The sequence below is a fragment of the Mycobacterium nebraskense genome, assembly GCF_002102255.1.
Lineage (GTDB): Bacteria > Actinomycetota > Actinomycetes > Mycobacteriales > Mycobacteriaceae > Mycobacterium > Mycobacterium nebraskense.
Genome location: NZ_LQPH01000138.1, coordinates 37,731 through 63,082, shown reverse-complemented (window position 1 = coordinate 63,082; position 25,352 = coordinate 37,731). Strand labels below are relative to the sequence as shown.

Below are 25,352 nucleotides of genomic sequence, written 5' to 3'. Positions count from 1 at the left end.
CACATAGCCGTGCCGTGGTGAAGTGCCGCCCCGCAGCCGATTGGTTACTGTCCGGCCGTGGGCTCCCGGGGAGACATCCAGCGCGAACGCAGTGATGCCGAGCTGCTGGCAGCCCACGTCGCCGGCGACCGCCACGCCTTCGGCGAGTTGTTCCTTCGCCATCAACGACAGCTGCACCGGCTGGCCCGGCTCACCACGCGCACTGCCGAGGACGCCGAGGACGCGCTGCAGGACGCCATGCTCTCGGCGCACCGCGGCGCCGGCGCGTTTCGGCATGACGCCGCGGTCGGCAGCTGGCTGCACCGCATCGTCGTCAACGCCTGCCTGGACCGGTTGCGGCGCACCAAGGCCCACCCGACCGTCCCGCTGGAGGACATCTACCCGGTGGCTGACCGGACGACCCAGGTCGAGACCGCACTGGCAGTGCAGCGCGCCTTGATGCGGCTTCCCGTCGAACAGCGGGCGGCGGTGGTGGCCGTCGACATGCAGGGCTACTCGGTGGCCGACACCGCCGCGCTACTGGGCGTGGCCGAGGGCACCGTCAAGAGCCGATGCGCCCGGGCCCGGGTGCGCCTCGCCGAGCTCCTGGGCTACCTGAAAGCCCCACCCGACCTGGCCCCACCCATGGCCGTCAAGCAGCGCATGACGGACACTGGGGCGGATGGGTGAAGCCGATGACGACACGGAGCCGCCCCTGACGGTTGAGCTGCTCGCCGACCTGCAGGCCGGCCTGCTGGACGACGATTCCGCGGCCCGCGTGCGTCAACGGGTCCGCGATGACCCCGAGGCGGAGCAACTCCTGCGCGCCCTGAATCGGGTGCGCTGTGACGTCGCCACGCTGGGCGCCGGCCCGGCGCCGGATGTCCCGCCCGAGCTCACCACCCGAATCTCGGCGGCACTGGGATCGGCGGAGGCAGGCCCGCCCGCTGCCCACTCGGCCCGGCCGCGGATCCGGTCCGGGCGGGTGGTCGCCGGGGTGGCCGGCGTTTGCGCGGTGCTCGCGGCGGTCGGTGTGGGCACCGCGGCGCTGATCACCGCGCCCGGGCCCGCCCCCAGCACCCCGGTGACAGCCGAGCACATCACCGTCTCGACCCCGCCGATGGTGATCCCGCTGTCGCAGAACGAGATCCTCGGCCTCCTCAGCCAGAGCCCGGATTACGGCCCGCTCGGCGACCCGGCACGGCGCGCCTCATGCCTTACCGGGCTGGGCTATCCGGCGTCCACGCAGGTGCTGGGCGCGCGCCGGGTAGAGATCAACGCCCGCCCCGGCGTCGTGCTGGTGGTGCCGGGCGACACTCCCCACAGCCTGGAGGTGTACGCGGTGGCGCTGAACTGCAACGCCGCCGATACGGGCTTGTTGGCCAACACCCAGATCCCCCGCCCTTAGGGTGGTGCCATGGGTTGTGCCGGAGGTGCTGGGGCTCCCGGGAACAGCCGTGCCTACGCTGGCGTTTGTACGAATCCAGGGACGATCGTTTGAAAGGGTTCTATGACCGCCGACACTGTGCACGACGTGATCATCATCGGTTCGGGTCCCGCTGGGTACACCGCGGCGTTGTATACGGCGCGGGCGCAGTTGGCGCCGGTGGTGTTCGAGGGGACGTCGTTTGGTGGCGCGTTGATGACCACCACCGAGGTGGAGAATTTCCCGGGGTTTCGTGATGGCATCACCGGTCCGGAGCTGATGGACCAGATGCGCGAACAGGCGCTGCGTTTCGGGGCCGATCTGCGGATGGAAGACGTCGAGTCGGTGTCGCTGGACGGGCCGGTCAAGTCGGTGACGACCGCCGAGGGCGAGACCTTTCGGGCGCGGGCGGTCATCTTGGCCATGGGCGCGGCGGCGAGGTATCTGGGGGTGCCCGGTGAGCAGGAGCTGCTGGGGCGTGGGGTGAGTTCGTGTGCGACCTGTGACGGGTTCTTCTTCAAAGATCAAGACATCGCGGTCATCGGTGGTGGGGATTCGGCGATGGAGGAAGCCACTTTTTTGACCCGGTTCGCGCGCAGCGTCACCCTGGTGCACCGCCGCGACGAATTCCGAGCATCGCGCATCATGCTCGACCGCGCACGGGCCAACGAGAAGATCACGATCTTGACCAACAAGGCCGTGCTGGGGGTCGAAGGGGATCAGACGGTGATGGGTTTGCGGGTCCGCGACACCCTCAGTGGTGAAGAATCAACCCTTCCCGTCACGGGTGTCTTCGTGGCGATCGGTCACGACCCGCGCTCGGAGTTGGTGCGCGACGTCCTCGACACCGACCCCGAGGGCTACGTTCTGGTCCAGGGCCACACAACGGCCACCTCGATCGAGGGGGTGTTTGCCGCCGGGGACCTGGTGGACCGCACCTACCGCCAGGCCATCACCGCCGCCGGCAGCGGCTGCTCAGCGGCCATCGACGCCGAACGCTGGCTGGCCGACCGCGTCGAATCGAGCTCGGCCGCCCAACGCGACGCAACCGAATTTCCTGGCAGTACCGAGATGATTGGAGCACCTCAATGACCGACGCCGAAAAAGCCGGGGCCACAATCGAAGTCTCTGACGCATCGTTCTCCACCGAGGTGTTGTCCAGCAACAAGCCTGTGCTGGTTGACTTTTGGGCGACCTGGTGCGGGCCCTGCAAGATGGTCGCGCCGGTTCTCGAGGAGATCGCGAGCGAGCGAGCCGAGCAGCTCACCATCGCCAAACTCGACGTGGACGCCAATCCGGTAACCGCGCGCGACTTCCAGGTGGTCTCGATCCCCACCATGATTCTGTTCAAAGACGGCCAGCCGGTGAAGCGGATCGTCGGCGCCAAAGGCAAGGCAGCGCTGCTGCGGGAGCTCTCCGACGCGGTTCCCAACCTCAGCTGATCGTGATCTAAGTTCGCCGCACCACGCCCCGGCGTTCAGCCTGGGGTTTTCCCGAATATGCCAACCGTCTGCGACAATTACGGTTAGCTGTTGCCCAGATACGTGCCTGTCAGTGTGTCCCGGAGGGCCTTTGGTATGTCGAGTCCGCGCCGTGAATACGGCGATGCGCTGCGCTGTGGTGACCGCAGCGCAGCTGTGACCGAAATTCGGGCTACGTTGGCAGCGCTAGGGCTGCTGGACAGCCCCGAGGACGATCTCACTACTGGCCGGCACGTGCCCCCCGAGCTCTTCGACATCGAACTCGACCAGGCGGTGCGCGCCTTCCAGCAGCACCGCGGCCTGCTGGTCGACGGCATCGTCGGTGAGGCCACCTATCGGGCTTTGAAGGAGGCGTCGTACCGCCTCGGTGCGCGCACGCTGTATCACCAATTCGGCGCCCCGCTCTATGGTGACGACGTCGCCACCCTGCAGGCGCGCCTCCAGGACCTCGGTTTCTACACCGGCCTGGTCGATGGCCACTTCGGGTTGCAGACGCACAACGCCCTGATGTCCTACCAGCGTGAGTACGGGCTCGCCGCCGACGGCATCTGTGGTCCAGAAACGTTGCGCTCCTTGTACTTTCTGAGCTCCCGTGTCACAGGCGGCTCACCCCACGCGATCCGCGAGGAAGAACTGGTCCGCCGGTCGGGGCCCAAGCTGTCGGGCAAGCGGATCATCATCGATCCCGGTCGCGGAGGTACGGACCACGGCGAGCTCATGCACGGCCCGTCGGGACCGGTCAGCGAAGCGGATGTGTTGTGGGACTTGGCAAGCCGGCTCGAAGGGCGGATGACCGCCATCGGCATGGAGACCTTCCTGTCGCGGCCGGTCAACCGCAGCCCGTCCGACGCCGAACGCGCCGCCACGGCCAACAACGTCGGGGCGGACCTGATGATCAGCCTGCGCTGCGAGAGCCAGCCCAGCCCCGTGGCCAACGGCGTCGCTTCCTTTCACTTCGGAAACTCGCACGGCTCGGTGTCCACCATCGGGCGCAATCTTGCGGACTTCATTCAACGAGAAGTGGTGGCCCGCACGGGGTTACGAGATTGCCGGACGCATGGTCGGACGTGGGATCTGTTGCGCCTGACCCGGATGCCGACCGTGCAGGTTGACATCGGCTACATCACCAATCCGCAGGATCGGGCGATGCTGATTTCCACGCAAACCCGCGACGCCATCGCCGAAGGCATCCTCGCCGCGGTCAAGCGGCTCTATCTTCTGGGCAAGAACGACCGGCCCACTGGCACATTCACCTTCGCCGAACTTCTGGCCCACGAACTGTCCGTGGAACGGACCAGCCGACTCGGTGGCTCCTAGCCGATCTCGGCGCCCCACAACGCATTCCCCGCCGCAGACCCGGCTCCGACCGGCTCTTGCAGCTGTGCGTTCTCCAGCAGGCGCTCCAACGCCGCCTCTACTTCGGCCTTCCACCCGAGGTTTTTGTCCAATTCGAGCCGCAGCCGCGGGAAGTACGGGTGTGGCGCCACCACAACGAAACCCACGGCCTGCAGGAATTCCGCGTCGATGACGCAACGGTCCACCGAGCAGTCGCCGACGGCCTCCAACACCGGCCGCACATCCGGGCTAGCCGCCAGGGGGTCCTGCAATTCCGAAACCGCCGGCGTGCGGCCGAACGCTTCCAGCGCGCGCACTCCACGCCGGACCAGTTCGTCGATCACCCGGGCGAGCAGACCGTGCGGCAGATCGTCGGCGGCCTGCCCGGGTTCGATGCCCATCGACGTCAGCAGCACCGCGTCCGCGGAGACCGGCGCGGTGGGAAACCGCTGCGCCCGCGGCACCGCCCGCGGCGGCGCGTAGAAGACATAGCCCAGGCACGGGGGCTCGCCTTGGCTTCTCTCGTCCGTGGCCGCCATGGCGACCTGGCCGCAGGAGCCCCACTCCAGCATGACCATCGACAACCAGGCTTCCTTTTCGAATTCCGGGTCGGCGAGGTGGTCCTGGTTACCGAGGGTCGCCGGGTCGACTTCCCAGTACACGCAGCGGCGGGCATGCTTGGGAAGCTGTTCGAAGGCCTCGAGGCGCAACGGTGTGATTCGAGCGGACACTAGCCTCCTGGCTCCTGTGCGGTACTGCAGCCAATTGCACCGGCAACCCCTCCAGGATAGGAGAGGATGTCGCAATCGGGCCAGCTTTGTGGTCGAGGCACCGATCACGGCGCCGGAACGCTCAGCGCGTTAGCGTCCAGATCGATTCTTTACCGAGAATCCTTGAAACGCATGTGCTTTCGTAATACTACGGCGCCGAAAGCTTGGTGTTGCCTCATCCGTGACCGCTCCGGTGTCACAGTGACGTAATTACAGGGTGTGGCCGGTCAGGCCTTGGCGGCGGTCATCATGTCGATGATTCGCTGCAAATCGTCCACGGAGCCGAATTCCACGACGATCTTCCCCTTGCGTTTGCCCAGGCTGACGGTCACGCGCGTATCGAATGCGTTCGACAGCCGCTCGGCGACTTCCTGGAGGCCGGGCATCTGGATCGGCTTGCGCCGCTGGGGCGCGGGGGTGGCCGCGCCGGCGCGGTTGGCCAGCGTCACCGCCTCCTCGGTCGCCCGCACCGACAGCCCCTCGGCGACGATCCGGCTGGCCAGCTCCTCTTGCGCCTCGGGACCGGCTTCCAGCGATAGGAGTGCGCGGGCATGGCCGGCCGACAGCACCCCTGCCGCCACCCGCCGCTGCACCGGGATCGGCAGCTTGAGCAACCGGATCATGTTGGTGATCAACGGCCGCGAGCGGCCGATGCGCGAGGCGAGTTCGTCGTGGGTGACGCCGAATTCGTCGAGCAGTTGCTGGTACGCCGCCGCCTCTTCCAAGGGGTTGAGCTGGACCCGGTGGATGTTTTCCAGGAGGGCGTCACGGAGCAGGTTGTCATCGCCCGTCTCGCGCACGATGGCGGGGATGGTGGCAAGCCCCGCCTCTTGGGCCGCCCGCCAGCGCCGCTCCCCCATCACGATCTGATACCGCGGGCCCGTCTTGGCTCCGGGGACGGCCCTCACCACGATCGGCTGCAGCAGACCGAACTCGCGGATGGAGTGCACCAGCTCGGAGAGCGCCTCGTCGTCGAATACCTGTCGCGGCTGGCGCGGGTTGGGCTCGATGTCGGTCGGTGTGATTTCGCGATACACGGCGCCCGCCGGGGCCAGGTCCGGCCCCGGTCCCCCGATCAAGACGTCGGCCGCAGCGTCCCCCATCCGCGGACCGAGGGTCGCGGGACCCGAGTCACCTTCGGCGGGACCGGTCGGGATCAGCGAAGCCAGGCCCCGGCCGAGGCCGCCCTTTTTGCGTAACGGCTGCGTCATGGTCGTCCCTTCACGGATGGTGGTCAATCACGTTCGGCGAGTTCGCGACTCGCGTCGAGATAGCTCATCGCCCCGCGCGAACCGGGGTCGTAGTCGATGATGGTCATGCTGTAGCCGGGCGCCTCCGAGACTTTGACGCTGCGCGGGATCACCGTGCGCAACACCTTGGCTCCGAAGTACCGGCGCACCTCTTCGGACACCTGGTCGGCGAGCTTGGTCCGGCCGTCGTACATCGTGAGGACCACGGTGGACACGTCGAGCTTGGGATTGAGGTGGGCTTTCACCATCTCGATGTTGCGCATCAGCTGTGACACACCCTCGAGCGCGTAGTACTCACACTGGATCGGAATCATCACCTCCGGTGCGGCGACGAGCGCATTGATGGTCAGCAGGCCCAGTGACGGTGGGCAGTCGATGAAGACGTAGTCGAAGTCGAGGTCGTCCAACTCGGCCAGCGCGGTGCGCAACCGGTTCTCGCGCGCCACCATGCTGACCAATTCGATCTCGGCACCCGCCAGGTCGATGGTGGCTGGGACGCAGAACAGGTGCTCGTTATGCGGGCTCCGCCGCAGTGCATCCTTGACGGCAACCTCGCCGATGAGCACCTCGTACGACGAGGGCGTGCCCGATTGCCGGTCGGTGATACCGAGCGCCGTGCTGGCGTTGCCCTGCGGGTCGAGATCGATCACCAACGTCTTGAGTCCCTGCAGCGCGAGGGCGGCGGCGAGGTTCACCGCGGTGGTGGTCTTGCCGACGCCACCCTTCTGATTGGCAACCGTCAGGACGCGGCGGTGACTCGGCCGGCGCAGCGGCGGATAGGTGGTGTGCAGTATTCGCATCGCCCGTTCGGCAGCGGCCCCGATCGGCGTGTCGAATTCGTTCGCTGTTTCACGTGAAACATTGGCCGCGGGGTCCTCGATCGCGCCCGGCACGAGGGGCGCCGGACCGTCGGGCGCGGGCGGCGCTTGCACGTGTGCCGCGCTCGACGACGGCCCGGAGACCGTCGGCGATTCTCCCGGATTGCTCATCGGTTCCCGGCCTTCCCGATCCGTGCCGGCTGGTGGCGCGGCGGCCTTCCGCGTCGCGCTATAACTACGGTTGCGGGGGGACGCAAATAGGTCGCGCCACATGTCACCACCCTGGCATCAACGGCGCCCGATGCTGCCATCACACGCCGGTATTGTTCAACTTCGTCTTCGCCGCGCTCGCCTTTGATCGCAAGCATCCGGCCGCCCGGCCGCAACAACGGCATGCTCCACTTCGCCAACTTGTCCAACGACGCAACCGCTCGTGACACCGCCGCATCCCTTTCCCCGAACTGGTGGCGTACCCACAGTTCCTCGGCACGGCCGCGGACCACTTCGACGGCTAACCCTAGTTGGTCGACGACCTCGCTGAGAAATTCGCTGCGGCGCAACAGCGGTTCCAGGAGCACCATCTCGACATCCGGGCGCGCGAGCGCCAAGGGGATGCCGGGCAACCCCGCGCCGCTGCCAATGTCGATGACCCGCTCGCCCGGATCGAGGAGCTCGGCCACGGCGGCGCTGTTGAGCAGATGCCGGTCCCAGATGCGGTCGACTTCGCGCGGACCCAGCAGTCCTCGTTCCACGCCAGGACCGGCCAGCAGCTCCGCGTACCGCCGCGCGAGCTCGAAACGCGGACCGAAGATCGCCGAAGCGGCGTCCGGGGCGGCACCGAGCTCCAGCGGGGCAGGCTTGTCCGCCGCGGGTTCGACCGGCCCGACATGTTTCACGTGAAACATCCTCTGTTTTACCTGACGCGCGATGGGCCTGCGGCGCCGGAACTACACGGCTGTAACTCGCTAGTCGTGCAGGACGACGACTCGCCGTGCGGGCTCCACGCCCTCGCTTTCGCTGTGCACCCCGGGGACCGCCGCGACGGCATCGTGGACGATCTTGCGCTCGAACGGCGTCATCGGGGACAGCTCCTCGCGCCCGCCGGACTCCAGCACCCGCCGTGCCACCTTGTCGCCCAGGGCGGCCAGCTCCTCGCGGCGACGGCGGCGCCAGCCGGCGATGTCGAGCATCAACCGGCTGCGGACGCCGGTCTTCTGGTGCACGGCCAGTCGGGTGAGCTCTTGCAGCGCGTCGAGCGCCTCGCCGCCACGGCCCACCAACTTGTTCAAGTCGTCGCTGCCGTCGATGCTCACCACCGCGCGGTTGCCTTCGACGTCCAGGTCGATGTCGCCGTCGAAGTCCAACAGGTCCAGCAACTCTTCCAGGTAGTCGCCGGCGATCTCGCCCTCGGCGACCAACCGCTCCTCCTGATCGTCGAAGTCGTCGGCGTCCGCCTCCACGCCATTCTCCGAAGGCTGCTGGGCGTCGAGTTCGGTGTCGGCGTCCCGTTCGGTGGTGTCTGCGTCGGTCATGTCTTTCTCTCCCTCATCCACGGGTTCCTCCCAATCGGGGTCACCCTCCCAAGGCGGCCGGCTTGGCTCTGTCTCCCTTGTCAGCGTTTGCGTTTCTTGGGTCGCGCGCCCGGCCGCGGGGTGCGGTTGGGCGCGCCAGCGTCTTGTCCACTCGAATTCGGCTTCTCCGCCTCCGGCCTCGCCGTGGCCGCTTCGTCGTCGGAGGCATCGGAGTCCGCCTCCCCCTCCCCGGCGGTCGACGACCCGTTGCCGCCCGGCTGTCCCGCCTTGGCGTTTCGCTTGGGTTTGGCCCCCGGCGCCGGGGCGTTAGCCGCGCGGCGCTGCAGCGTTTCTTGCTTCTTGGCCTCGTCCTCTTTTTCGATCATGCCGAACACGTAGTGCTGCTGGCCGAACGTCCAGATGTTGTTCGCGAACCAATACAGGATGATCGCGAGCGGCAGGAACGGGCCGCCGACGACGACGCCGAGTGGAAACACATACAACGCAAGTTTGTTCATCATCGCGGTCTGCGGATTGGCCGCGGCTTCCGCGCTCTGCCGCGCCACCGATGCCCGGCTGTTGAAGTAGGTCGCGATGCCGGCCAGGATCATCACCGGCGCCCCGACCGCGATGACGGCCGGCCGGCTGAAGAAGGTGAACGCGTCCAACCCTGTTCGCTGCGTCATGAAGGCGCCGATCGGTGCGCCGAACAAGTTGGCGTCCAGGAAGTGCCCGACGTCCGTGGGCGTGAAGACGTAGTTTCCCGTGAGGCGGTTCTGTGCCACCGACAGGTGCGGCTGACCGAAGCCTCCGGTGGTTCGGTTGAACGACCGCAACACGTGATACAGGCCGAGGAAGACCGGGATCTGCGCGAGCATCGGCAAGCACCCGAGGATGGGGTTGAACCCGTGCTCGCGTTGCAGCTTCTGCATCTCCAGCGCCATCCGCTGCCGGTCTTTGCCGTACTTCTTTTGCAGCGCCTTGATTTGCGGTTGCAGTTCCTGCATTTGGCGCGTGGTCCGGATCTGCCGCACGAACGGCTTGTACAGCAGCGCACGCAGAGTGAACACCAGGAACATCACCGACAGCGCCCACGCGAAGAAGTTGGACGGTCCCAGCATCGAGGCGAACAGCTTGTACCAAGCCCACATGATCCACGACACCGGGTAGTAGACGAAGTCGAGGCTAAAAAAATCAAACAAGAGTTCCACTCTCCCCTCGCGCCGCCGGGCGGGCCCACGCGTCGCTGACATCTTCGAAGTCCGCCTGACGGCATTCCGGGCGGTCCGGTATCGGATCCCATCCGCCCCGATGCCATGGTCCGCACTTGGCGAGCCTGATCACGGCCAACCAACTCCCCCGCATCAGGCCGTACTCGGTTAGGGCGTCGACCGCATACTGGCTGCAGGTCGGAACGAAGCGGCAGGTCGCTGGCCGCAAGGGCGAGACCATGTGCCGGTACAGCTGGATCAAAGAAATCAGCCCGCGCACGGTCGCCCCGCCGACCGCGCGGGCGATCCCCGCCGGCGCGGTCACCGCTCCCGTCCCGCCGACTCGAGCGCCCGTCGCAGACCGCGCCGCAGCTCCTGCGCCAGCCGCTCCGAGGATGCGGTCCGGCTGCCCGGCAGCGCCCGGATCACCAGCTGATCAGAATCCTGGAGATCATCCAAAACGGCTCGCACCACATGCCGCAGCCGACGCGACACCCGGTGGCGTTCCACCGCAGAACCCACGGATTTGCCGACGATCAATCCGACCCGAGGAGCCGTCGGTGCGTCACGATCGCCCGTACGCCGGAGATGGACCACGACGTCGGGCTGCGACGAGCGAATTCCGTGCTTCACCGTCGCTTCAAACTCGGTTGACCGCCTCATGCGGTTGCGTGCGGAAAGCACCGCCGAAAAACCCGACGTTGCGATCAGGCAGATAGCGCCCGGCGCCCCTTACGGCGCCGGCTCGACACAATCGAGCGTCCGGCGCGCGTACGCATGCGCAACCGGAAGCCGTGCACGCGGGCTCGGCGCCGGTTATTCGGCTGGAAGGTCCGCTTGCCCTTGGCCACGACGTTCTCCTCGTTGTGTCTCGCATTTCCATCCGGCCGGCCAGACGTCTCGCTCAGGTTCGTCTGCGGGTCGGTCGGAGGTAATCTTGCTGCTGGCCGGCGCGGTCCCCCGGCAGACCCGGGTCGCAGCCGCATCGCCGACTTTCGGGCGACTGTTTGAGGGTACTGACCGGGCTTCGCCTGGTCAAACCTGGCCTGCCCCAACGCACCCGCTTGATCCCGGCGGAAAACGTCGCCCCGAACGGCCGGCCCCGAACGGGCACCACACCGGCAGCGAGCCGAACGAGGCCCAATTGACCCTAAACAACCCGATTGGAATGCAGCAGAACGGTTGGCAGCCGGACGGAAAACTGTTAGCTTCTGCCAGTGTCGTTTTAGACTGCAACGGCGCTCGACAACGAAGCGAGGATGGTGGGTCGACTAGCTGCCTAGACAGCCTTCAATGGTTTTCTTCCAGCACGGAGATCGCGAGCCGTCGCCGGTAGGCTGTGGCTCGCATACGCTCATCCTGTCCACACCTGTGTATAACTATGTGGACAGTTGCTTTGTCACCAAGCGTGGTTGTACCTCGACCCGGGCTGCGCGAGAACCAGGGGGATGCGTCGTTGACCGATGACCCCGGTTCAGGTTTCACCACCGTGTGGAACGCGGTTGTGTCCGAGCTCAACGGAGAGTCCACCCCGGACGGCGTAGCCGCCAACCGCACCACGCTCATGACTCCCCTCACGCCACAGCAGCGGGCCTGGCTGAACCTGGTGCAGCCGCTGACCATCGTCGAGGGGTTCGCCCTGCTGTCGGTGCCCAGCAGTTTCGTCCAGAACGAGATCGAACGTCATCTCCGCGCCCCCATCACCGATGCCCTCAGTCGCCGCTTGGGACAGCAGATCCAACTCGGAGTACGCATCGCGCCGCCCGACGAAGACGTCGACGACGTCGTGATTCCGCACTCCGAAGCGTTTCCCCAAGCCGACGCGCCGATCCCGGACGACGACACCCTCGAAACCGATGAGGCCGACGAGAACGGCGAAGCCGCCGACAGCGCGCACCAAGGTTGGCCGAATTACTTCACCGAGCGTCCCCACCCCACCGATCCGGCCGTAGCCGGCGGAACGAGCCTCAACCGCCGCTATACCTTCGACACGTTCGTCATCGGAGCCTCCAACCGGTTCGCACACGCCGCGGCCCTGGCGATCGCCGAAGCGCCCGCACGTGCCTACAACCCCTTGTTCATCTGGGGCGAGTCCGGTCTGGGCAAGACCCACCTGTTGCATGCCGCCGGCAACTACGCGCAGCGACTGTTCCCGGGGATGCGCGTCAAGTACGTATCCACCGAAGAATTCACCAATGACTTCATCAACTCGCTGCGCGACGACCGCAAGGTTGCGTTCAAGCGCAGCTACCGCGACGTCGACGTGTTGCTAGTCGATGACATTCAGTTCATCGAGGGTAAGGAAGGTATCCAGGAAGAGTTCTTCCATACCTTCAACACACTGCACAACGCCAACAAGCAGATCGTCATCTCGTCGGACCGGCCACCCAAGCAACTCGCCACCCTCGAAGACCGCTTGCGGACCCGGTTCGAATGGGGCCTGATCACTGACGTCCAGCCACCCGAACTCGAGACCCGCATCGCCATCCTGCGTAAGAAAGCACAGATGGAGCGCCTGGCGGTCCCCGATGACGTCCTTGAACTCATCGCCAGCAGCATCGAACGCAACATCCGCGAACTCGAGGGGGCCCTCATCCGGGTCACCGCGTTCGCGTCGTTGAACAAGACCCCGATCGACAAGGCTCTGGCCGAGATCGTGCTGCGCGACCTCATCGCCGATGCCAGCACGATGCAGATCAGCGCGGCGACCATCATGGCCGCCACAGCCGAATACTTCGATACCACCGTCGAAGAACTACGCGGGCCCGGCAAGACCCGAGCGCTGGCGCAGTCACGCCAGATCGCGATGTACCTATGCCGCGAACTCACCGACCTTTCGCTGCCCAAGATCGGGCAGGCATTCGGGCGTGACCACACCACGGTCATGTACGCCCAGCGCAAGATTTTGTCCGAAATGGCCGAGCGCCGTGAGGTCTTCGATCACGTCAAAGAACTCACCACTCGCATCCGCCAGCGCTCCAAGCGCTGATTCCGGGCTTCTCAGCGCTTCGGCCGTCAGACTAATTTCAAAAAACTTCTCGCACGTCTGTCACACCCGCCACACCCGGGGCTTGTGCGCAGGACTGTGCACAACGCAATCAAACAGCCGTGTACTAAGGGGCGTCGCGTGCACAGCCGCCCTTCTTCCCCAACGTCCCAACACCGCACGCCCAGTTGTCCACGCTGCCATCCACAGCCCGATCCCCGCTCTAGCTGCGTGAAACCCCGCCGTCCCCAGCGTGCACAGCCCTTATTACTAGTACTGAGATCTCTTCGTCGTTTCTTCTTTGAAATACAGCGCTGGGGACGCCCGGTTGAACCCGCGTCACGGATCCGTCGGTAACCCGGCTTGTCGGGCTTGTCGATTAGCTTTCAAGATGGCCTCGAACGATCTACGGTTGTTCTTCGACTGCCGTTGCGGTCGTCGTTGGCATGACGTGCCAGTGGCGTTCGTGGCGGAGCCCCATGCTAGCGGGGGGAGGCTAGCCACTGGACTTTGAAACGCTCGGTAGGTGAAGGGACGCTATGGACGCGGCGACGACAAGAGCTGGCCTCAGCGACTTGAAGTTTCGTTTGGTGCGGGAGTCCTTCGCCGACGCGGTGTCGTGGGTGGCGAAGAATCTGCCGACCCGGCCGGCGGTGCCGGTGCTATCGGGAGTGTTGTTGTCCGGGTCCGATGAGGGCCTGACGATCTCCGGATTCGATTACGAAGTTTCCGCCGAAGCGCAGGTTGCAGCGGAAATTGCTTCTCCGGGAAGCGTTTTGGTGTCCGGAAGGTTGTTGTCAGACATCACCCGGGCGCTGCCGAACAAGCCCGTCGACTTCTACGTCGACGGCAATCGGGTCTCGTTGAACTGCGGAAGTGCCAGATTCTCGCTGCCGACGATGGCGGTCGAGGATTACCCGACCCTGCCGGGCTTACCGGAAGAGACCGGGACGCTGTCCGCCGATCTCTTCGCGGAGGCCATCAGTCAGGTGGCCATTGCGGCCGGCCGGGACGACACGTTGCCGATGTTGACCGGGATTCGGGTCGAGATCTCGGGCGACACGGTGGTTTTGGCCGCCACCGACCGGTTCCGTCTGGCGGTGCGTGAGCTGACGTGGTCGGCGTCCTCGCCCGATATCGAGGCGGCCGTGCTGGTGCCGGCGAAGACCTTGGCCGAGGCGGCCCGGGCGGGCGCCGATGGTTCCGAGGTTCGGTTGTCGTTGGGCGCCGGCAGCGGGGTCGGCAAAGACGGGCTCCTCGGCATCAGCGGGAATGGCAAGCGGAGTACCACGCGGCTCCTCGATGCGGAATTCCCGAAGTTCCGACAATTGTTGCCCGCCGAGCACACGGCGGTGGCCACCATCGACGTGGCCGAGCTGACCGAAGCAATCAAGCTGGTGGCGTTGGTGGCCGATCGGGGTGCCCAGGTGCGGATGGAATTCTCCGAGGGCTCACTGCGGCTGTCCGCGGGCGCCGACGATGTGGGCCGGGCCGAAGAGGACCTGGCCGTCGATTTCGTCGGCGAACCGTTGACCATTGCGTTCAACCCGACCTACTTGACCGACGGGCTGGCGGCGGTCCATTCGGAACGGGTGTCGTTTGGTTTCACGACGCCAGGCAAACCGGCGTTGCTGCGGCCGGCTTCGGGTGATGACAGTTCACCCGCCGGGAATGGCCCCTTCTCGGCCTTGCCGACGGATTACGTCTACCTGTTGATGCCAGTTCGGTTGCCCGGATAGGTGTACGTCCGGCATTTGGGGCTGCGCGATTTCCGGTCCTGGGCGCATGCCGACCTCGAATTGCAGCCGGGCCGGACGGTGTTCATCGGTTCCAATGGTTTCGGTAAAACGAACCTCATTGAAGCGCTGTGGTTTTCGACGACTTTGGGATCGCATCGGGTGGGCACCGACACGCCCTTGATCCGGGTGGGCGCCGACCGCGCGGTGGTGTCGACAATCGTGGTGAACGAGGGCAGGGAATGCGCGATCGACCTGGAAATCGCGGCGGGGCGGGCGAACAAGGCGCGGTTGAATCGTTCGCCGGTGCGCAGCACGCGCGAAGTGATCGGGGTTTTGCGCGCCGTGCTTTTTGCTCCCGAGGACTTGGCTTTGGTGCGCGGGGATCCGGCCGAGCGGCGGCGCTACCTCGACGACCTGGCGACGGTGCGGCGGCCGGCGGTGGCTGCGGTGCGCGCGGATTATGAGAAAGTTCTGCGCCAGCGCACGGCGTTGTTGAAGTCCGCCGCCGGGATGCGGCACCGCGGCGACCCCAGCGCACTGGACACCCTGGACGTGTGGGATAGCCGGTTGGCGGAACACGGCGCCGAGTTGATGGCCGCGCGCATCGACCTGGTCAACCAGTTGGCACCGGAAGTGGAGAAGGCTTACCAACTGCTCGCACCCTCGTCGCGGCCGGCGTCGATCGCCTACCGCACCAGCCTTGGCGCACATGCGGCGACAGACGCTGGCAACGACCGCGATCTCCTCGAGGCCACACTGTTGGCCGCCTTGGCGGAGCGCCGCGACGCGGAGTTGGAACGCGGCATGTGTTTAGTCGGCCCGCATCGCGACGATCTAGAGCTATGGCTGGGTGATCAACCCGCGAAAGGCTTTGCCAGCCATGGTGAGTCGTGGTCTTTCGCGGTGGCGTTGCGATTGGCGTCGTATGAGTTGTTGCGAGCCGACGGGAGTGAACCCGTGCTGTTGCTCGATGATGTGTTCGCCGAACTCGACACGGCCCGACGCCGTGCTTTGGCGGCGGTGGCGGAATCAGCGGAGCAGGTATTGGTCACCGCCGCGGTGGTGGAAGACATTCCGGCGGGCTGGGCCGTCAGGCAGGTACACATCGATCTGCGGGACGACGACCTCGGTCGGGTATCGGTGGTGCGGTCGTGACCGGCAGCGACGAAGAAGATCCGGCCCCCGGCGCGGCAGATCCGGGTCTGCTGCGCGGAATGGATTTGGTCAGGCGCACTCTCGAGGAAGCGCGCGCCGCGGCCCGCGCGCAAGGAAAGGATGCCGGGCGGGGGCGGTCGATGCCGCCGCCTACCCGACGTGTCGCGGGGCGGCGGCGAAGCTGGTCGGGTCCCGGGCCCGACGCACGCGATCCGCAACCGTTGGGCAGGTTGGCGCGCGACTTGGCGAAGAAGCGCGGTTGGTCGGCGCAGGTCGCCGAAGGGACGGTGCTCGGCAACTGGTCTGCGGTGGTGGGCCAGCAGATCGCCGACCATGCGACACCGACCTCGTTGAACGACGGTGTGCTCGGCGTGGCAGCTGAATCCACGGCCTGGGCCACCCAGTTGCGGATGATCCAGTCACAACTGTTGGCCAAGATCGCCGCTGCGGTCGGCAACGGGGTGGTGACATCGCTGAAGATCACCGGACCCACCGCGCCGTCGTGGCGCAAGGGGCCACGCCATATCGCCGGAAGGGGTCCGCGCGACACGTATGGCTAGAGCCTCGACCGCGACCGACGACCCTCAGACGCGTGTCCATCAACAGGCGGCTCAAAGCCGCCAGGACGACGTGAAGTGGCTTGACGCACGTCGGGACGCGGTGTGAATGGAGAAATCGTCCGCACGGCGCGGTTAGCTGGGTAGAAACGCGCCCAGAGAATCGGTGCGGACGGCCTATCACGGTAGACTGATGACATGCGACTGATGCGGTGACTGGAACCGCCCGCATGAAACCCCAAGGAGAGCATTCCGACCGTGGCTGCCCAGAAGAAGAAGGCGCAAGACGAATACGGCGCTTCAGCGATCACCGTGCTCGAAGGGCTGGAGGCCGTCCGCAAACGCCCCGGCATGTACATCGGGTCCACCGGTGAGCGTGGTCTGCACCACCTCATCTGGGAGGTGGTCGACAACTCGGTGGACGAGGCGATGGCCGGTTATGCCACCAAGGTTGATGTGCGGCTCCTCGACGACGGCAGTGTGGAGGTCGTCGACGACGGGCGCGGCATTCCGGTGGCTATGCACGCCACCGGCGCCCCCACCGTCGACGTGGTCATGACCCAGCTGCACGCCGGCGGCAAGTTCGGCGGCGAGAACAGTGGCTACACCGTCAGCGGTGGGTTGCACGGCGTTGGTGTGTCTGTGGTCAACGCGCTGTCCACGCGACTGGAAGTCAACATCAAACGCGACGGGCACGAGTGGTTTCAGTACTACGACCGCGCCGTGCCGGGGACCCTCAAGCAGGGCGAGGCCACCAAGAAGACGGGTACCACCATCAGGTTCTGGGCCGATCCGGACATCTTCGAAACTCTCGAGTACGACTTCGAGACGGTGGCGCGCCGACTGCAGGAAATGGCATTCCTCAATAAAGGTCTCACGATCAATCTCACCGACGAACGCGTAGAGCAGGACGAGGTCGTCGACGAGGTCGTCAGCGACACCGCCGAGGCACCCAAATCGGCCCAGGAGAAGGCGGCGGAATCGACTGCGCCGCACAAGGTCAAGCACCGGACGTTCCATTACCCGGGTGGCCTGGTCGACTTCGTCAAGCACATCAACCGCACCAAGAGCCCGATCCAACAGAGCGTCATCGACTTCGACGGAAAAGGCACCGGTCACGAGGTTGAAATCGCCATGCAGTGGAACGGCGGCTACTCGGAGTCGGTCCATACCTTCGCCAACACCATCAACACTCACGAGGGCGGAACCCACGAAGAGGGTTTCCGCAGCGCGCTGACGTCGGTGGTGAACAAGTACGCCAAGGACAAGAAGCTGCTCAAGGAGAAGGACGCCAACCTCACCGGTGACGATATCCGGGAAGGGTTGGCGGCGGTCATTTCCGTCAAGGTGAGTGAGCCGCAGTTCGAGGGTCAGACCAAGACGAAGCTGGGCAACACCGAGGTCAAGTCGTTTGTGCAGAAGGTGTGCAACGAACAGCTGACGCATTGGTTCGAGGCCAACCCCTCGGAGGCGAAAACCGTTGTGAACAAGGCGGTGTCATCGGCGCAGGCGCGGATCGCCGCGCGCAAGGCGCGGGAGCTTGTCCGCCGCAAGAGCGCCACCGACCTCGGAGGACTGCCAGGAAAGCTGGCCGACTGCCGTTCTACCGACCCGCGGAAGTCGGAACTGTATGTGGTGGAAGGTGATTCGGCCGGCGGCTCGGCCAAGAGCGGGCGCGATTCCATGTTCCAGGCGATTCTCCCGTTGCGCGGCAAGATCATCAACGTCGAGAAGGCGCGCATCGACCGCGTGCTGAAGAACACCGAAGTCCAGGCGATCATCACCGCGCTGGGCACCGGGATTCACGACGAGTTCGACATCACCAAGCTGCGCTACCACAAGATCGTGCTGATGGCCGACGCCGACGTGGACGGCCAGCACATCTCGACCCTGTTGTTGACGTTGTTGTTCCGGTTCATGCGACCGCTCATCGAGAACGGGCATGTGTTCTTGGCCCAGCCGCCGCTGTACAAGTTGAAGTGGCAGCGCAACGACCCGGAGTTCGCTTACTCCGATCGCGAGCGCGACGGCCTGCTCGAGGCCGGCCTGAAGTCCGGCAAGAAGATCAACAAAGAGGACGGCATTCAGCGTTACAAGGGTCTGGGTGAAATGGACGCGAAAGAATTGTGGGAAACCACGATGGATCCGTCGGTGCGGGTGCTGCGTCAAGTCACCCTGGACGACGCCGCGTCTGCCGACGAGTTGTTCTCCATCCTGATGGGTGAAGATGTCGACGCGCGCCGAAGCTTCATCACCCGAAACGCCAAAGACGTTCGCTTCCTGGATGTCTGACGCAGTCAGGCACGCCAACCCAAAAAGAGGAATAGATGACTGACACCACGCTGCCACCCGGCGACGAGGCTGGCGACCGCATCGAACCGGTTGACATTCAGCAGGAGATGCAGCGCAGCTACATCGATTACGCGATGAGCGTGATCGTGGGACGCGCACTGCCGGAGGTACGCGACGGCCTGAAGCCGGTACACCGCCGGGTGCTGTACGCGATGTTCGACTCGGGCTTCCGGCCCGACCGCGGCCACGCCAAATCGGCGCGTTCGGTCGCCGAGACGATGGGCAACTATCACCCGCACGGCGACTCGTCGATCTACGACACCCTGGTCCGGATGGCGCAGCCGTGGTCGCTGCGCTACCCGCTGGTCGACGGTCAAGGCAACTTCGGCTCGCCGGGTAACGACCCGCCGGCGGCCATGCGTTACACCGAGGCGCGGCTGACGCCGCTGGCGATGGAGATGCTGCGCGAAATCGACGAGGAGACAGTCGATTTCATCCCGAACTACGACGGCCGGGTCCAAGAGCCGACGGTTCTTCCCAGCCGGTTCCCCAACCTGCTGGCGAACGGCTCCGGCGGTATCGCGGTCGGCATGGCCACCAATATGCCGCCGCACAACCTGCGCGAGCTCGCCGAGGCGGTGTTCTGGTGCCTGGAGAATCACGAGGCCGACGAGGAGGCCACCCTGGCCGCGGTTTGCGAGCGGGTCAAGGGACCAGACTTCCCCACCTACGGCCTGATCGTCGGATCGCAAGGAATCCACGACGCCTACACCACCGGCCGCGGTTCGATCCGTATGCGCGGTGTCGTGGAGATCGAAGAGGACTCCCGCGGCCGCACCCTGCTGGTAATCACCGAGCTGCCCTATCAGGTCAACCACGACAACTTCATCACCTCCATCGCCGAGCAGGTCCGCGATGGCCGACTGGCGGGCATCTCGAATATCGAAGATCAGAGCAGCGACCGGGTGGGGCTGCGCATCGTCGTCGAGATCAAGCGCGACGCGGTCGCAAAGGTGGTCCTGAACAACCTCTACAAGCACACCCAGCTCCAGGCCAGCTTCGGCGCGAACATGCTGTCCATCGTCGACGGTGTCCCCCGCACGTTGCGTCTCGACCAGCTGATCCGCTACTACGTGGTGCATCAATTGGACGTCATCGTGCGGCGCACCACCTACCGGTTGCGCAAGGCCAACGAGCGGGCCCACATCCTGCGCGGCCTGGTCAAGGCACTCGACGCGCTGGACGAGGTCATCGCGTTGATCCGAGCGTCGGAAACTGTCGACATCGCCCGGGCCGGCCTGATCGAGCTGCTCGACATCGATGAGATCCAGGCGCAGGCCATCCTGGACATGCAGCTGCGTCGGCTGGCCGCCCTTGAACGCCAACGCATCGTCGACGACCTGGCCAAGATCGAGGCCGAGATCGCCGACCTCGAGGACATCCTGGCAAAGCCGGAGCGACAGCGCGCCATCGTGCACGACGAACTCGCCGAGCTCGTCGAGAAGTACGGCGACGACCGGCGTACGCGCATCATCCCCGCCGACGGCGATGTTGCCGACGAGGATCTGATCGCCCGCGAAGAGGTCGTCGTCACGATCACCGAGACCGGCTATGCCAAGCGGACGAAGTCCGATCTGTACCGCAGCCAGAAGCGCGGCGGCAAGGGTGTGCAGGGCGCAGGCCTGAAGCAGGACGACATCGTGCGGCACTTCTTCGTGAGCTCGACGCACGACTGGATCCTGTTCTTCACCACGCAGGGCCGGGTCTATCGCGCCAAGGCTTACGAACTGCCCGAGGCGTCCCGGACGGCGCGCGGTCAGCACGTTGCCAACCTGCTGGCCTTCCAGCCCGAGGAGCGCATCGCCCAGGTCATTCAGATCCGCAGCTACGAGGACGCCCCTTACCTGGTGCTGGCCACCCGCAACGGCCTGGTGAAGAAGACCAAGCTGACCGACTTCGACTCCAACCGGTCGGGCGGGATCGTGGCGATCAACCTGCGTGACAACGACGAGCTTGTCGGTGCGGTGCTGTGCTCGTCGGAGGAGGACCTGCTGCTGGTGTCGGCCAATGGCCAATCCATCCGGTTCTCGGCGACCGACGAGGCGCTGCGTCCGATGGGGCGCGCCACCTCCGGCGTGCAGGGCATGCGGTTCAACACCGACGATTACCTGTTGTCGCTCAACGTGGTTCGCGAAGGCACGTACCTGTTGGTGGCGACGTCCGGGGGCTACGCCAAGCGCACCGCGATCGAGGAGTATCCGGTGCAGGGCCGCGGCGGCAAGGGGGTGCTGACCGTGATGTACGACCGGCGGCGCGGCAAGCTGGTGGGCGCGCTGATAGTCGACGACGACAGCGAGCTGTACGCCATCACCTCCGGAGGCGGGGTCATTCGCACCGCGGCGAGACAGGTCCGTAAGGCGGGACGACAGACCAAGGGTGTTCGCCTGATGAATCTGGGCGAGGAAAACACGCTGCTGGCCATCGCCCGCAACGCGGAGGAGAACGCGGACGAAGTCGGCGAGGAGGCGGAAGGCGGCGCGGAGTCGGACGGCTAGTCGGGAATCAATCCGGGCGGCCGGAGGAACAGCCGGGCAATTAGACTCGGCCCGACCAGACAAAATGCGACTGCCATCGCCCCCGCGGCCCTGGTAGGAGATCTAAGGAGTCGGGGTGAGCTCACCGAACGAGCCGGGTGCCCCCAAGAAGGGCGACGGCCTCAATGGGGATGGTTCGGCCGAGCGCGCCGGTATACACCGCGCGACGCCGCCCGCACAGGCGGGCCGCGCTCCGGAGGCCGGGGATCCACCGCCGTGGCAGCGCGGCGGGCCCAGGCCTCCGCAGGCACCGCAGCGCCAGGGTGAACCCCCCACCGAGGCGCGGCCGTCAGGCCCGCCCACCGGTGTCGAGGCCCGGCTGAACCGGTTCAGTTCCGGCACCGCGGCACCGGGTGCCGGTGCGCCTCCACCGTCCAAGAACCCGCCGCACGACGCCGAGGCCCCGCCGGGGCGCGGCGACGGCCCCCCCGCGGAGGCCTACGCCAGCGAGTTGCCGGACTTGTCCGGGCCGATGCCGCGGGGACCCCAACGCAAGGCGCCGCCCGACCGCGCGTCCGAGGCCTCGAGCCTGCCGGGATCCGCCCGCTCGTCGTCCTCCGAAGGCCGCGAAGGCCGCGAGAACCGCGAAAACCACACCCAGGTGTCCCGGCGGCCGCGCGGCCCGGTGCGGGCCAGCATGCAGATCCGCCGGATCGATCCGTGGAGCACGCTGAAGGTTTCCCTGCTGCTCTCGGTCGCGCTGTTCTTCGTGTGGATGATCGCCGTCGCGTTCCTCTACCTCGTGCTCGGCGGCATGGGCGTGTGGTCGAAGCTGAACAGCAACGTCGGCGACCTGCTGAACAACACCAGCGGCAGCAGCGGGGAGCTCGTCTCCAGCGGCACGATCTTCGGCGGTGCCGTGTTGATCGGCTTGGTCAACATCGTGTTGCTGACCGCGATGGCCACCATCGCCGCGTTCGTCTACAACCTGACCACCGATCTGATCGGCGGCATCGAAGTGACGTTGGCGGACCGCGACTAGCGTTTTTGGGGGTGGGGCGGCGATTGCGGTAATCTCGTCGCTCGGCCGTACCGCGAGTACGGGCCTATAGCTCAGGCGGTTAGAGCGCTTCGCTGATAACGAAGAGGTCGGAGGTTCGAGTCCTCCTAGGCCCACAACCATGTGCCCATCAAGACGTTGCGTAAGACTTGCCCTGCCAATCACACTGATCGCTGTGGTGGCGGCGGTGGCGCGGTACCGACGCGGGGTCGAGGTCTGGCACGTGGCGGTGGACGACACGCCCGGTCAGCCACCCAGTCACGTTGAGGGGCCTTAGCTCAGTTGGTAGAGCACCGCCTTTGCAAGGCGGGTGTCAGGGGTTCGATTCCCCTAGGCTCCACAGATCACGGGCGCGGCTGCACGTCGACACTGGGCGGCCGCGATTGGGGCTCCTGAGGCTTCGCCCGCACGGAGCGCCGCACGATAGTGAATGCGACGGCGCCGCCGGCGAGGACCACGACGGCCGCAATCGCGAACACCCACGGGCGCCGGGTCCGGCGCTGCGCCCGCCGCGCGTCCTGCAGCGCCTGAGGCAGCCCCGCGACCACATCCTGCGCGGCGGCCAGCTCCTGGGCGAGAGCCTCTTGGGCCGTGGCGAGTTCCTGGGCCAGGCGCCCCTCCTGGTATTTGCGACGAATCTGCGATGCGGTCGACTGCGCCGACTGGACACCCAGGCCGACGACTCCCCGTGTCACGTCCACCGGTCCCAGTGTCGAGTAGGTCAGCCCGCGAGCCAGTCGCTCCCGCGGGGTCAGCCGGGATTCCGCCTTCGCGCTCATCTGCCGCCTTTCTGTGCCACTGGGAAAGCCTGTCGTGGACCAGCCACGCGTACCTGAACAGACTGCCAGCATAGGGACGCCGACGGAACTGTTGCGCGCGCCGCGTTTTCGGCGTCGGCTTGCCATGAGTGACACCGGGTGCGGGCATGCCCGCGTGTAGTGGCAGACTCTCATGCCGTGACCAACAGCCCCTTTCAGACCGCTACCGCCACGCTCCACACCAACCGCGGCGACATCAAAGTCGCTCTGTTCGGAAACCACGCGCCCAAGACCGTCGCCAACTTTGTTGGCCTGGCGCAGGGCACCAAGGAGTACTCGACCCAGAACGCATCGGGCGGGTCCTCCGGTCCGTTCTACGATGGCGCGGTTTTTCACCGGGTGATCCAGGGCTTCATGATCCAGGGTGGCGACCCGACCGGAACCGGTCGCGGCGGCCCGGGCTACAAGTTCGCCGACGAGTTCCACCCCGAACTGCAATTCGACAAGCCATACCTGCTGGCGATGGCGAACGCGGGTCCGGGCACCAACGGCTCCCAGTTCTTCATCACCGTGGGCAAGACTCCCCACCTGAACCGGCGACACACGATCTTCGGCGAAGTGACGGACCCGGAGTCACAGCGGGTGGTCGAAGCGATCGCGACGACGTCCACCGACAGCAACGACCGCCCCACCGAGCCGGTCGTCATCGAGTCGATCACGATCTCGTAAGCCCGGGCGCACGCCGGTCCGGCCAGCGCGGGCTCACCCCTTTGTAGGGCCCGCGTAACCGGCGGCCGTCAGAGCGTCGAGCACCTCCAGCGGGTCCGTTCCGAGGTCCCAGCGCGAGAAGAGCACCAGCCCGTCGTCGGTCGTTTCAACCTCGAGCAGCCGGAGTTTGCGTCCATAGCGGCGGAACTCGGTGATCCGGATGATCTTGATGTCGGCGTGTCCTAATACCTGCGTCCGGAACCATCCCCGCAGCATCAAGCCGTCGGGGGTAATTGCCAGCTTCGGCCGCGCGCGCCACGTCGCGCCCGCAAACAAGATCAGACCTGCCGCGGCAATCCCCGCCAGAATCCGGCCGGGCGGGTCTGTGACTACGGTCACACTGGCGATAGCCATCAGGACACCGGCGGCCCCCCAACCAGCGATTCCTGCTGCGCGGGGCTCCCACTGTGTTTGCTGCATGCGCCGCTCAGCCCCTCCCACCACGGCCTATGGAGTTATCCACAGACGCTATCAACAGTGGGGATAAATCACACGCGTGTGATTGGGTGGTGGGAATGTTGCTGGCGCAGTAACGAAGCAACCCAAAAATGAATTCATTCCGCCGATGATCTTGGTCAATGCCAGCGCATCGTCAGCAACAATCCGGTGATCATGAAAGCGAAGGCGATGGCGTAGTTCCACGGCCCCAGTTGCGCCATCCAGTTGAGGGCGGTCGGCGCTTGGCTGCCGACGGCGGCCAGCTGAAACACCATCAGCCAGACCAGCCCGATGAGCATGAGGCCGACGAACAGGGCAACGAACCACACGCTCGACGGTCCGACCTTCACCTTCACCGGCGTGCGACTAACCGAGCTGACGGCGAAGTCGTTCTTCTTGCGGACTTTGGACTTGGGCATGATTACCTCAACAAGACGGTGAGCGGGACAGGGTGCAACGATAAAGACCGCAGCTGCACGCACAGCTTCGCTACGAGACTAACCCACCCGGCACGGTGACCAGGAAATTGGAGAGCCGATGAGCGACGGACGCCGGTCACCATGGCGCCTCGGCGTCCCGGTGGTGTGCCTGCTGGCCGGCCTGCTGCTCGCCGCCACACATGGGGTGTCCGGGGGCGCCGAGATCCGGCGCAGTGACGCCCCGCGGCTGGTGGACCTGGTCCGCGAGGCCCAGTCGTCGGTGAATCATCTCAACGCCCAGCGCGACGAGCTCTCCGGCAAGATCGACGCTGCGCACGGACGGTCCTCGGACCTCGCGTTGCGGGCGATGCTGCGACGCTCCGCCGAGCTGGCCGCCGACGCGGACATGAACCCGGTGCACGGGCCGGGCCTCGTGGTCACCCTGGACGACGCGCCACGGGACGCCAATGGCCGTTTCCCGCGGGATGCGTCCCCCGACGACCTGGTGGTGCACCAGCAAGACATCGAGGCCGTCCTCAACGCGTTGTGGAGCGCCGGCGCGGAGGCGATCCAGATGCAGGACCAGCGCATCATCGCCACCTCGGTACCGCGCTGCGTCGGCAACACGCTGCTGCTGAACGGGCGCACCTACAGCCCGCCCTACACGATCACCGCGATCGGCAACGCGGCCGCCATGCAAGCCGCCCTGGCCGCCGCTCCCCTGGTCGTCCTCTACCGCCAGTACGAGGTCCGATTCGGGCTCGGCTACCGCGAAGAGGTCAAGCCCGATGTCCAGATCGTCGGCCACGCCGAGCCGGACAGGCTGCATTTCGCCCAGCCCATGGGAACCATCGGCTACTGATTT

26 protein-coding genes and 2 tRNA genes are annotated in these 25,352 nt (G+C 65.9%); 16 read left to right on the top strand and 12 right to left on the bottom strand.

From position 1 onward, the window contains the following. The first annotated feature begins 57 nt into the window (after nucleotides 1-57). The 5 genes from sigM (at nucleotide 58) to AWC17_RS18715 (ending at nucleotide 4,203) form a co-directional block, all read left to right on the top strand. Nucleotides 58-669 (top strand): RNA polymerase sigma factor SigM, encoded by a 612-nt coding sequence (sigM, locus tag AWC17_RS18735; RefSeq protein WP_046186476.1) that lies wholly within the window; start codon nucleotides 58-60, stop codon nucleotides 667-669. Continuing rightward, nucleotides 662-1,387, top strand: a complete 726-nt coding sequence (locus AWC17_RS18730; protein WP_047322614.1) for a hypothetical protein — start codon at nucleotides 662-664, stop codon at nucleotides 1,385-1,387. Before sigM ends, AWC17_RS18730 begins: the two co-directional genes overlap by 8 nt. A 102-nt stretch (nucleotides 1,388-1,489) precedes the next feature. Further along, entirely contained in the window at nucleotides 1,490-2,497 is a 1,008-nt protein-coding gene (gene trxB / locus AWC17_RS18725; RefSeq protein ID WP_046186272.1) for a thioredoxin-disulfide reductase, read from the top strand. Then, nucleotides 2,494-2,847 (top strand): thioredoxin, encoded by a 354-nt coding sequence (trxA, locus tag AWC17_RS18720; RefSeq protein WP_046186273.1) that lies wholly within the window; start codon nucleotides 2,494-2,496, stop codon nucleotides 2,845-2,847. The genes trxB and trxA overlap by 4 nt, the downstream gene beginning before the upstream one ends. Before the next feature lie 135 nt (nucleotides 2,848-2,982). Beyond that, nucleotides 2,983-4,203: an N-acetylmuramoyl-L-alanine amidase gene (locus tag AWC17_RS18715; protein WP_046186274.1), complete on the top strand. Its 1,221-nt coding sequence runs from the start codon at nucleotides 2,983-2,985 to the stop codon at nucleotides 4,201-4,203. Here the strand turns inward: AWC17_RS18715 and AWC17_RS18710 are convergent. From AWC17_RS18710 to rpmH, 9 genes are all read right to left on the bottom strand, one after another. Next, the gene (locus AWC17_RS18710) at nucleotides 4,200-4,952 is read right to left on the bottom strand and encodes a hypothetical protein (RefSeq protein WP_047322613.1); all 753 of its coding nucleotides are present in this window, start codon (nucleotides 4,950-4,952) and stop codon (nucleotides 4,200-4,202) included. The two genes, AWC17_RS18715 and AWC17_RS18710, sit on opposite strands and share 4 nt — an antisense overlap. A gap of 266 nt (nucleotides 4,953-5,218) precedes the next feature. Then, nucleotides 5,219-6,202 (bottom strand): ParB/RepB/Spo0J family partition protein, encoded by a 984-nt coding sequence (locus AWC17_RS18705; protein ID WP_085164939.1) that lies wholly within the window; start codon nucleotides 6,200-6,202, stop codon nucleotides 5,219-5,221. A gap of 23 nt (nucleotides 6,203-6,225) precedes the next feature. Then, the gene (locus tag AWC17_RS18700) at nucleotides 6,226-7,230 is read right to left on the bottom strand and encodes a ParA family protein (protein ID WP_141224680.1); all 1,005 of its coding nucleotides are present in this window, start codon (nucleotides 7,228-7,230) and stop codon (nucleotides 6,226-6,228) included. Then, complete coding sequence (gene rsmG / locus AWC17_RS18695) at nucleotides 7,227-7,964, bottom strand: 16S rRNA (guanine(527)-N(7))-methyltransferase RsmG (protein ID WP_046187050.1); 738 nt, start codon at nucleotides 7,962-7,964, stop codon at nucleotides 7,227-7,229. Before rsmG ends, AWC17_RS18700 begins: the two co-directional genes overlap by 4 nt. 60 nt (nucleotides 7,965-8,024) lie before the next feature. Then, on the bottom strand, nucleotides 8,025-8,591 hold the full coding sequence (locus tag AWC17_RS18690) for a Jag family protein (protein WP_046187051.1): 567 nt from the start codon (nucleotides 8,589-8,591) through the stop codon (nucleotides 8,025-8,027). Nucleotides 8,592-8,671: 80 nt separating this feature from the next. Further along, complete coding sequence (yidC, locus tag AWC17_RS18685; protein WP_141224679.1) at nucleotides 8,672-9,781, bottom strand: membrane protein insertase YidC; 1,110 nt, start codon at nucleotides 9,779-9,781, stop codon at nucleotides 8,672-8,674. Beyond that, nucleotides 9,765-10,106, bottom strand: coding sequence for a membrane protein insertion efficiency factor YidD (gene yidD, locus AWC17_RS18680; RefSeq protein WP_047322611.1), 342 nt, complete (start codon nucleotides 10,104-10,106; stop codon nucleotides 9,765-9,767). The genes yidC and yidD overlap by 17 nt, the downstream gene beginning before the upstream one ends. Next, the gene (rnpA, locus tag AWC17_RS18675) at nucleotides 10,103-10,465 is read right to left on the bottom strand and encodes a ribonuclease P protein component (protein ID WP_047322610.1); all 363 of its coding nucleotides are present in this window, start codon (nucleotides 10,463-10,465) and stop codon (nucleotides 10,103-10,105) included. The genes yidD and rnpA overlap by 4 nt, the downstream gene beginning before the upstream one ends. Before the next feature lie 23 nt (nucleotides 10,466-10,488). Beyond that, entirely contained in the window at nucleotides 10,489-10,632 is a 144-nt protein-coding gene (gene rpmH / locus AWC17_RS18670; protein WP_073880743.1) for a 50S ribosomal protein L34, read from the bottom strand. A 605-nt stretch (nucleotides 10,633-11,237) separates the two neighbouring features. Between rpmH and dnaA the strand changes: the two genes are divergently transcribed. The 9 genes from dnaA (at nucleotide 11,238) to AWC17_RS18625 (ending at nucleotide 22,444) form a co-directional block, all read left to right on the top strand. Next, nucleotides 11,238-12,770 carry a chromosomal replication initiator protein DnaA gene (dnaA, locus tag AWC17_RS18665; RefSeq protein ID WP_046186378.1) on the top strand — a complete coding sequence of 511 codons (1,533 nt, stop codon included), beginning with the start codon at nucleotides 11,238-11,240 and terminating at the stop codon, nucleotides 12,768-12,770. Between the two features lie 536 nt (nucleotides 12,771-13,306). Further along, entirely contained in the window at nucleotides 13,307-14,506 is a 1,200-nt protein-coding gene (gene dnaN / locus AWC17_RS18660) for a DNA polymerase III subunit beta (RefSeq protein WP_085164935.1), read from the top strand. After that, nucleotides 14,507-15,661, top strand: coding sequence for a DNA replication/repair protein RecF (gene recF / locus AWC17_RS18655; RefSeq protein WP_046186380.1), 1,155 nt, complete (start codon nucleotides 14,507-14,509; stop codon nucleotides 15,659-15,661). Next, nucleotides 15,658-16,221 (top strand): DUF721 family protein, encoded by a 564-nt coding sequence (locus AWC17_RS18650; RefSeq protein ID WP_047322609.1) that lies wholly within the window; start codon nucleotides 15,658-15,660, stop codon nucleotides 16,219-16,221. Before recF ends, AWC17_RS18650 begins: the two co-directional genes overlap by 4 nt. Nucleotides 16,222-16,476: 255 nt before the next feature. Next, nucleotides 16,477-18,510: a DNA topoisomerase (ATP-hydrolyzing) subunit B gene (gene gyrB / locus AWC17_RS18645; protein ID WP_046186438.1), complete on the top strand. Its 2,034-nt coding sequence runs from the start codon at nucleotides 16,477-16,479 to the stop codon at nucleotides 18,508-18,510. A gap of 35 nt (nucleotides 18,511-18,545) precedes the next feature. Then, nucleotides 18,546-21,065, top strand: a complete 2,520-nt coding sequence (gyrA, locus tag AWC17_RS18640) for a DNA gyrase subunit A (protein ID WP_046186437.1) — start codon at nucleotides 18,546-18,548, stop codon at nucleotides 21,063-21,065. A 115-nt stretch (nucleotides 21,066-21,180) separates the two neighbouring features. After that, nucleotides 21,181-22,086 (top strand): DUF3566 domain-containing protein, encoded by a 906-nt coding sequence (locus tag AWC17_RS18635; protein WP_047322608.1) that lies wholly within the window; start codon nucleotides 21,181-21,183, stop codon nucleotides 22,084-22,086. A gap of 60 nt (nucleotides 22,087-22,146) precedes the next feature. Next, a tRNA-Ile gene (locus AWC17_RS18630) sits at nucleotides 22,147-22,220 on the top strand. A 151-nt stretch (nucleotides 22,221-22,371) separates the two neighbouring features. Then, nucleotides 22,372-22,444 (top strand) — tRNA-Ala (locus AWC17_RS18625). Between the two features lie 4 nt (nucleotides 22,445-22,448). On the opposite strand, the gene cwsA is transcribed toward AWC17_RS18625, so the two are convergent. Further along, nucleotides 22,449-22,883, bottom strand: a complete 435-nt coding sequence (cwsA, locus tag AWC17_RS18620) for a cell wall synthesis protein CwsA (protein ID WP_047322607.1) — start codon at nucleotides 22,881-22,883, stop codon at nucleotides 22,449-22,451. Nucleotides 22,884-23,042: 159 nt separating this feature from the next. On the opposite strand from cwsA, the gene AWC17_RS18615 reads away from it, so the two are divergent. Then, complete coding sequence (locus tag AWC17_RS18615; protein WP_046183029.1) at nucleotides 23,043-23,591, top strand: peptidylprolyl isomerase; 549 nt, start codon at nucleotides 23,043-23,045, stop codon at nucleotides 23,589-23,591. 33 nt (nucleotides 23,592-23,624) lie between these two features. Here the strand turns inward: AWC17_RS18615 and AWC17_RS18610 are convergent, their stop codons facing one another. Together AWC17_RS18610 and crgA are read right to left on the bottom strand one after the other, a co-directional pair. After that, a complete protein-coding gene (locus tag AWC17_RS18610; protein ID WP_046183050.1) occupies nucleotides 23,625-24,050 on the bottom strand; it encodes a PH domain-containing protein in 426 nt (141 codons plus the stop codon). Between the two features lie 155 nt (nucleotides 24,051-24,205). Then, entirely contained in the window at nucleotides 24,206-24,487 is a 282-nt protein-coding gene (gene crgA, locus AWC17_RS18605) for a cell division protein CrgA (protein WP_046183030.1), read from the bottom strand. A 118-nt stretch (nucleotides 24,488-24,605) separates the two neighbouring features. On the opposite strand from crgA, the gene AWC17_RS18600 reads away from it, so the two are divergent. After that, nucleotides 24,606-25,349: a DUF881 domain-containing protein gene (locus tag AWC17_RS18600; protein ID WP_046183031.1), complete on the top strand. Its 744-nt coding sequence runs from the start codon at nucleotides 24,606-24,608 to the stop codon at nucleotides 25,347-25,349. The last annotated feature ends 3 nt before the right edge of the window (nucleotides 25,350-25,352 follow it).

What these genes read in the sequence shown, in the direction of transcription:
- rsmG (WP_046187050.1), bottom strand. Translation starts at nt 7,964, where the DNA reads ATGTTTCACGTGAAACATGTCGGGCCGGTCGAACCCGCGGCGGACAAG.
- trxA (WP_046186273.1), top strand. Translation starts at nt 2,494, where the DNA reads ATGACCGACGCCGAAAAAGCCGGGGCCACAATCGAAGTCTCTGACGCA.
- AWC17_RS18600 (WP_046183031.1), top strand. Translation starts at nt 24,606, where the DNA reads ATGAGCGACGGACGCCGGTCACCATGGCGCCTCGGCGTCCCGGTGGTG.
- gyrA (WP_046186437.1), top strand. Translation starts at nt 18,546, where the DNA reads ATGACTGACACCACGCTGCCACCCGGCGACGAGGCTGGCGACCGCATC.
- dnaN (WP_085164935.1), top strand. Translation starts at nt 13,307, where the DNA reads ATGGACGCGGCGACGACAAGAGCTGGCCTCAGCGACTTGAAGTTTCGT.
- AWC17_RS18610 (WP_046183050.1), bottom strand. Translation starts at nt 24,050, where the DNA reads ATGCAGCAAACACAGTGGGAGCCCCGCGCAGCAGGAATCGCTGGTTGG.
- AWC17_RS18690 (WP_046187051.1), bottom strand. Translation starts at nt 8,591, where the DNA reads ATGACCGACGCAGACACCACCGAACGGGACGCCGACACCGAACTCGAC.
- AWC17_RS18715 (WP_046186274.1), top strand. Translation starts at nt 2,983, where the DNA reads ATGTCGAGTCCGCGCCGTGAATACGGCGATGCGCTGCGCTGTGGTGAC.
- AWC17_RS18705 (WP_085164939.1), bottom strand. Translation starts at nt 6,202, where the DNA reads ATGACGCAGCCGTTACGCAAAAAGGGCGGCCTCGGCCGGGGCCTGGCT.
- cwsA (WP_047322607.1), bottom strand. Translation starts at nt 22,883, where the DNA reads ATGAGCGCGAAGGCGGAATCCCGGCTGACCCCGCGGGAGCGACTGGCT.
- trxB (WP_046186272.1), top strand. Translation starts at nt 1,490, where the DNA reads ATGACCGCCGACACTGTGCACGACGTGATCATCATCGGTTCGGGTCCC.
- AWC17_RS18700 (WP_141224680.1), bottom strand. Translation starts at nt 7,230, where the DNA reads ATGAGCAATCCGGGAGAATCGCCGACGGTCTCCGGGCCGTCGTCGAGC.
- crgA (WP_046183030.1), bottom strand. Translation starts at nt 24,487, where the DNA reads ATGCCCAAGTCCAAAGTCCGCAAGAAGAACGACTTCGCCGTCAGCTCG.
- AWC17_RS18730 (WP_047322614.1), top strand. Translation starts at nt 662, where the DNA reads ATGGGTGAAGCCGATGACGACACGGAGCCGCCCCTGACGGTTGAGCTG.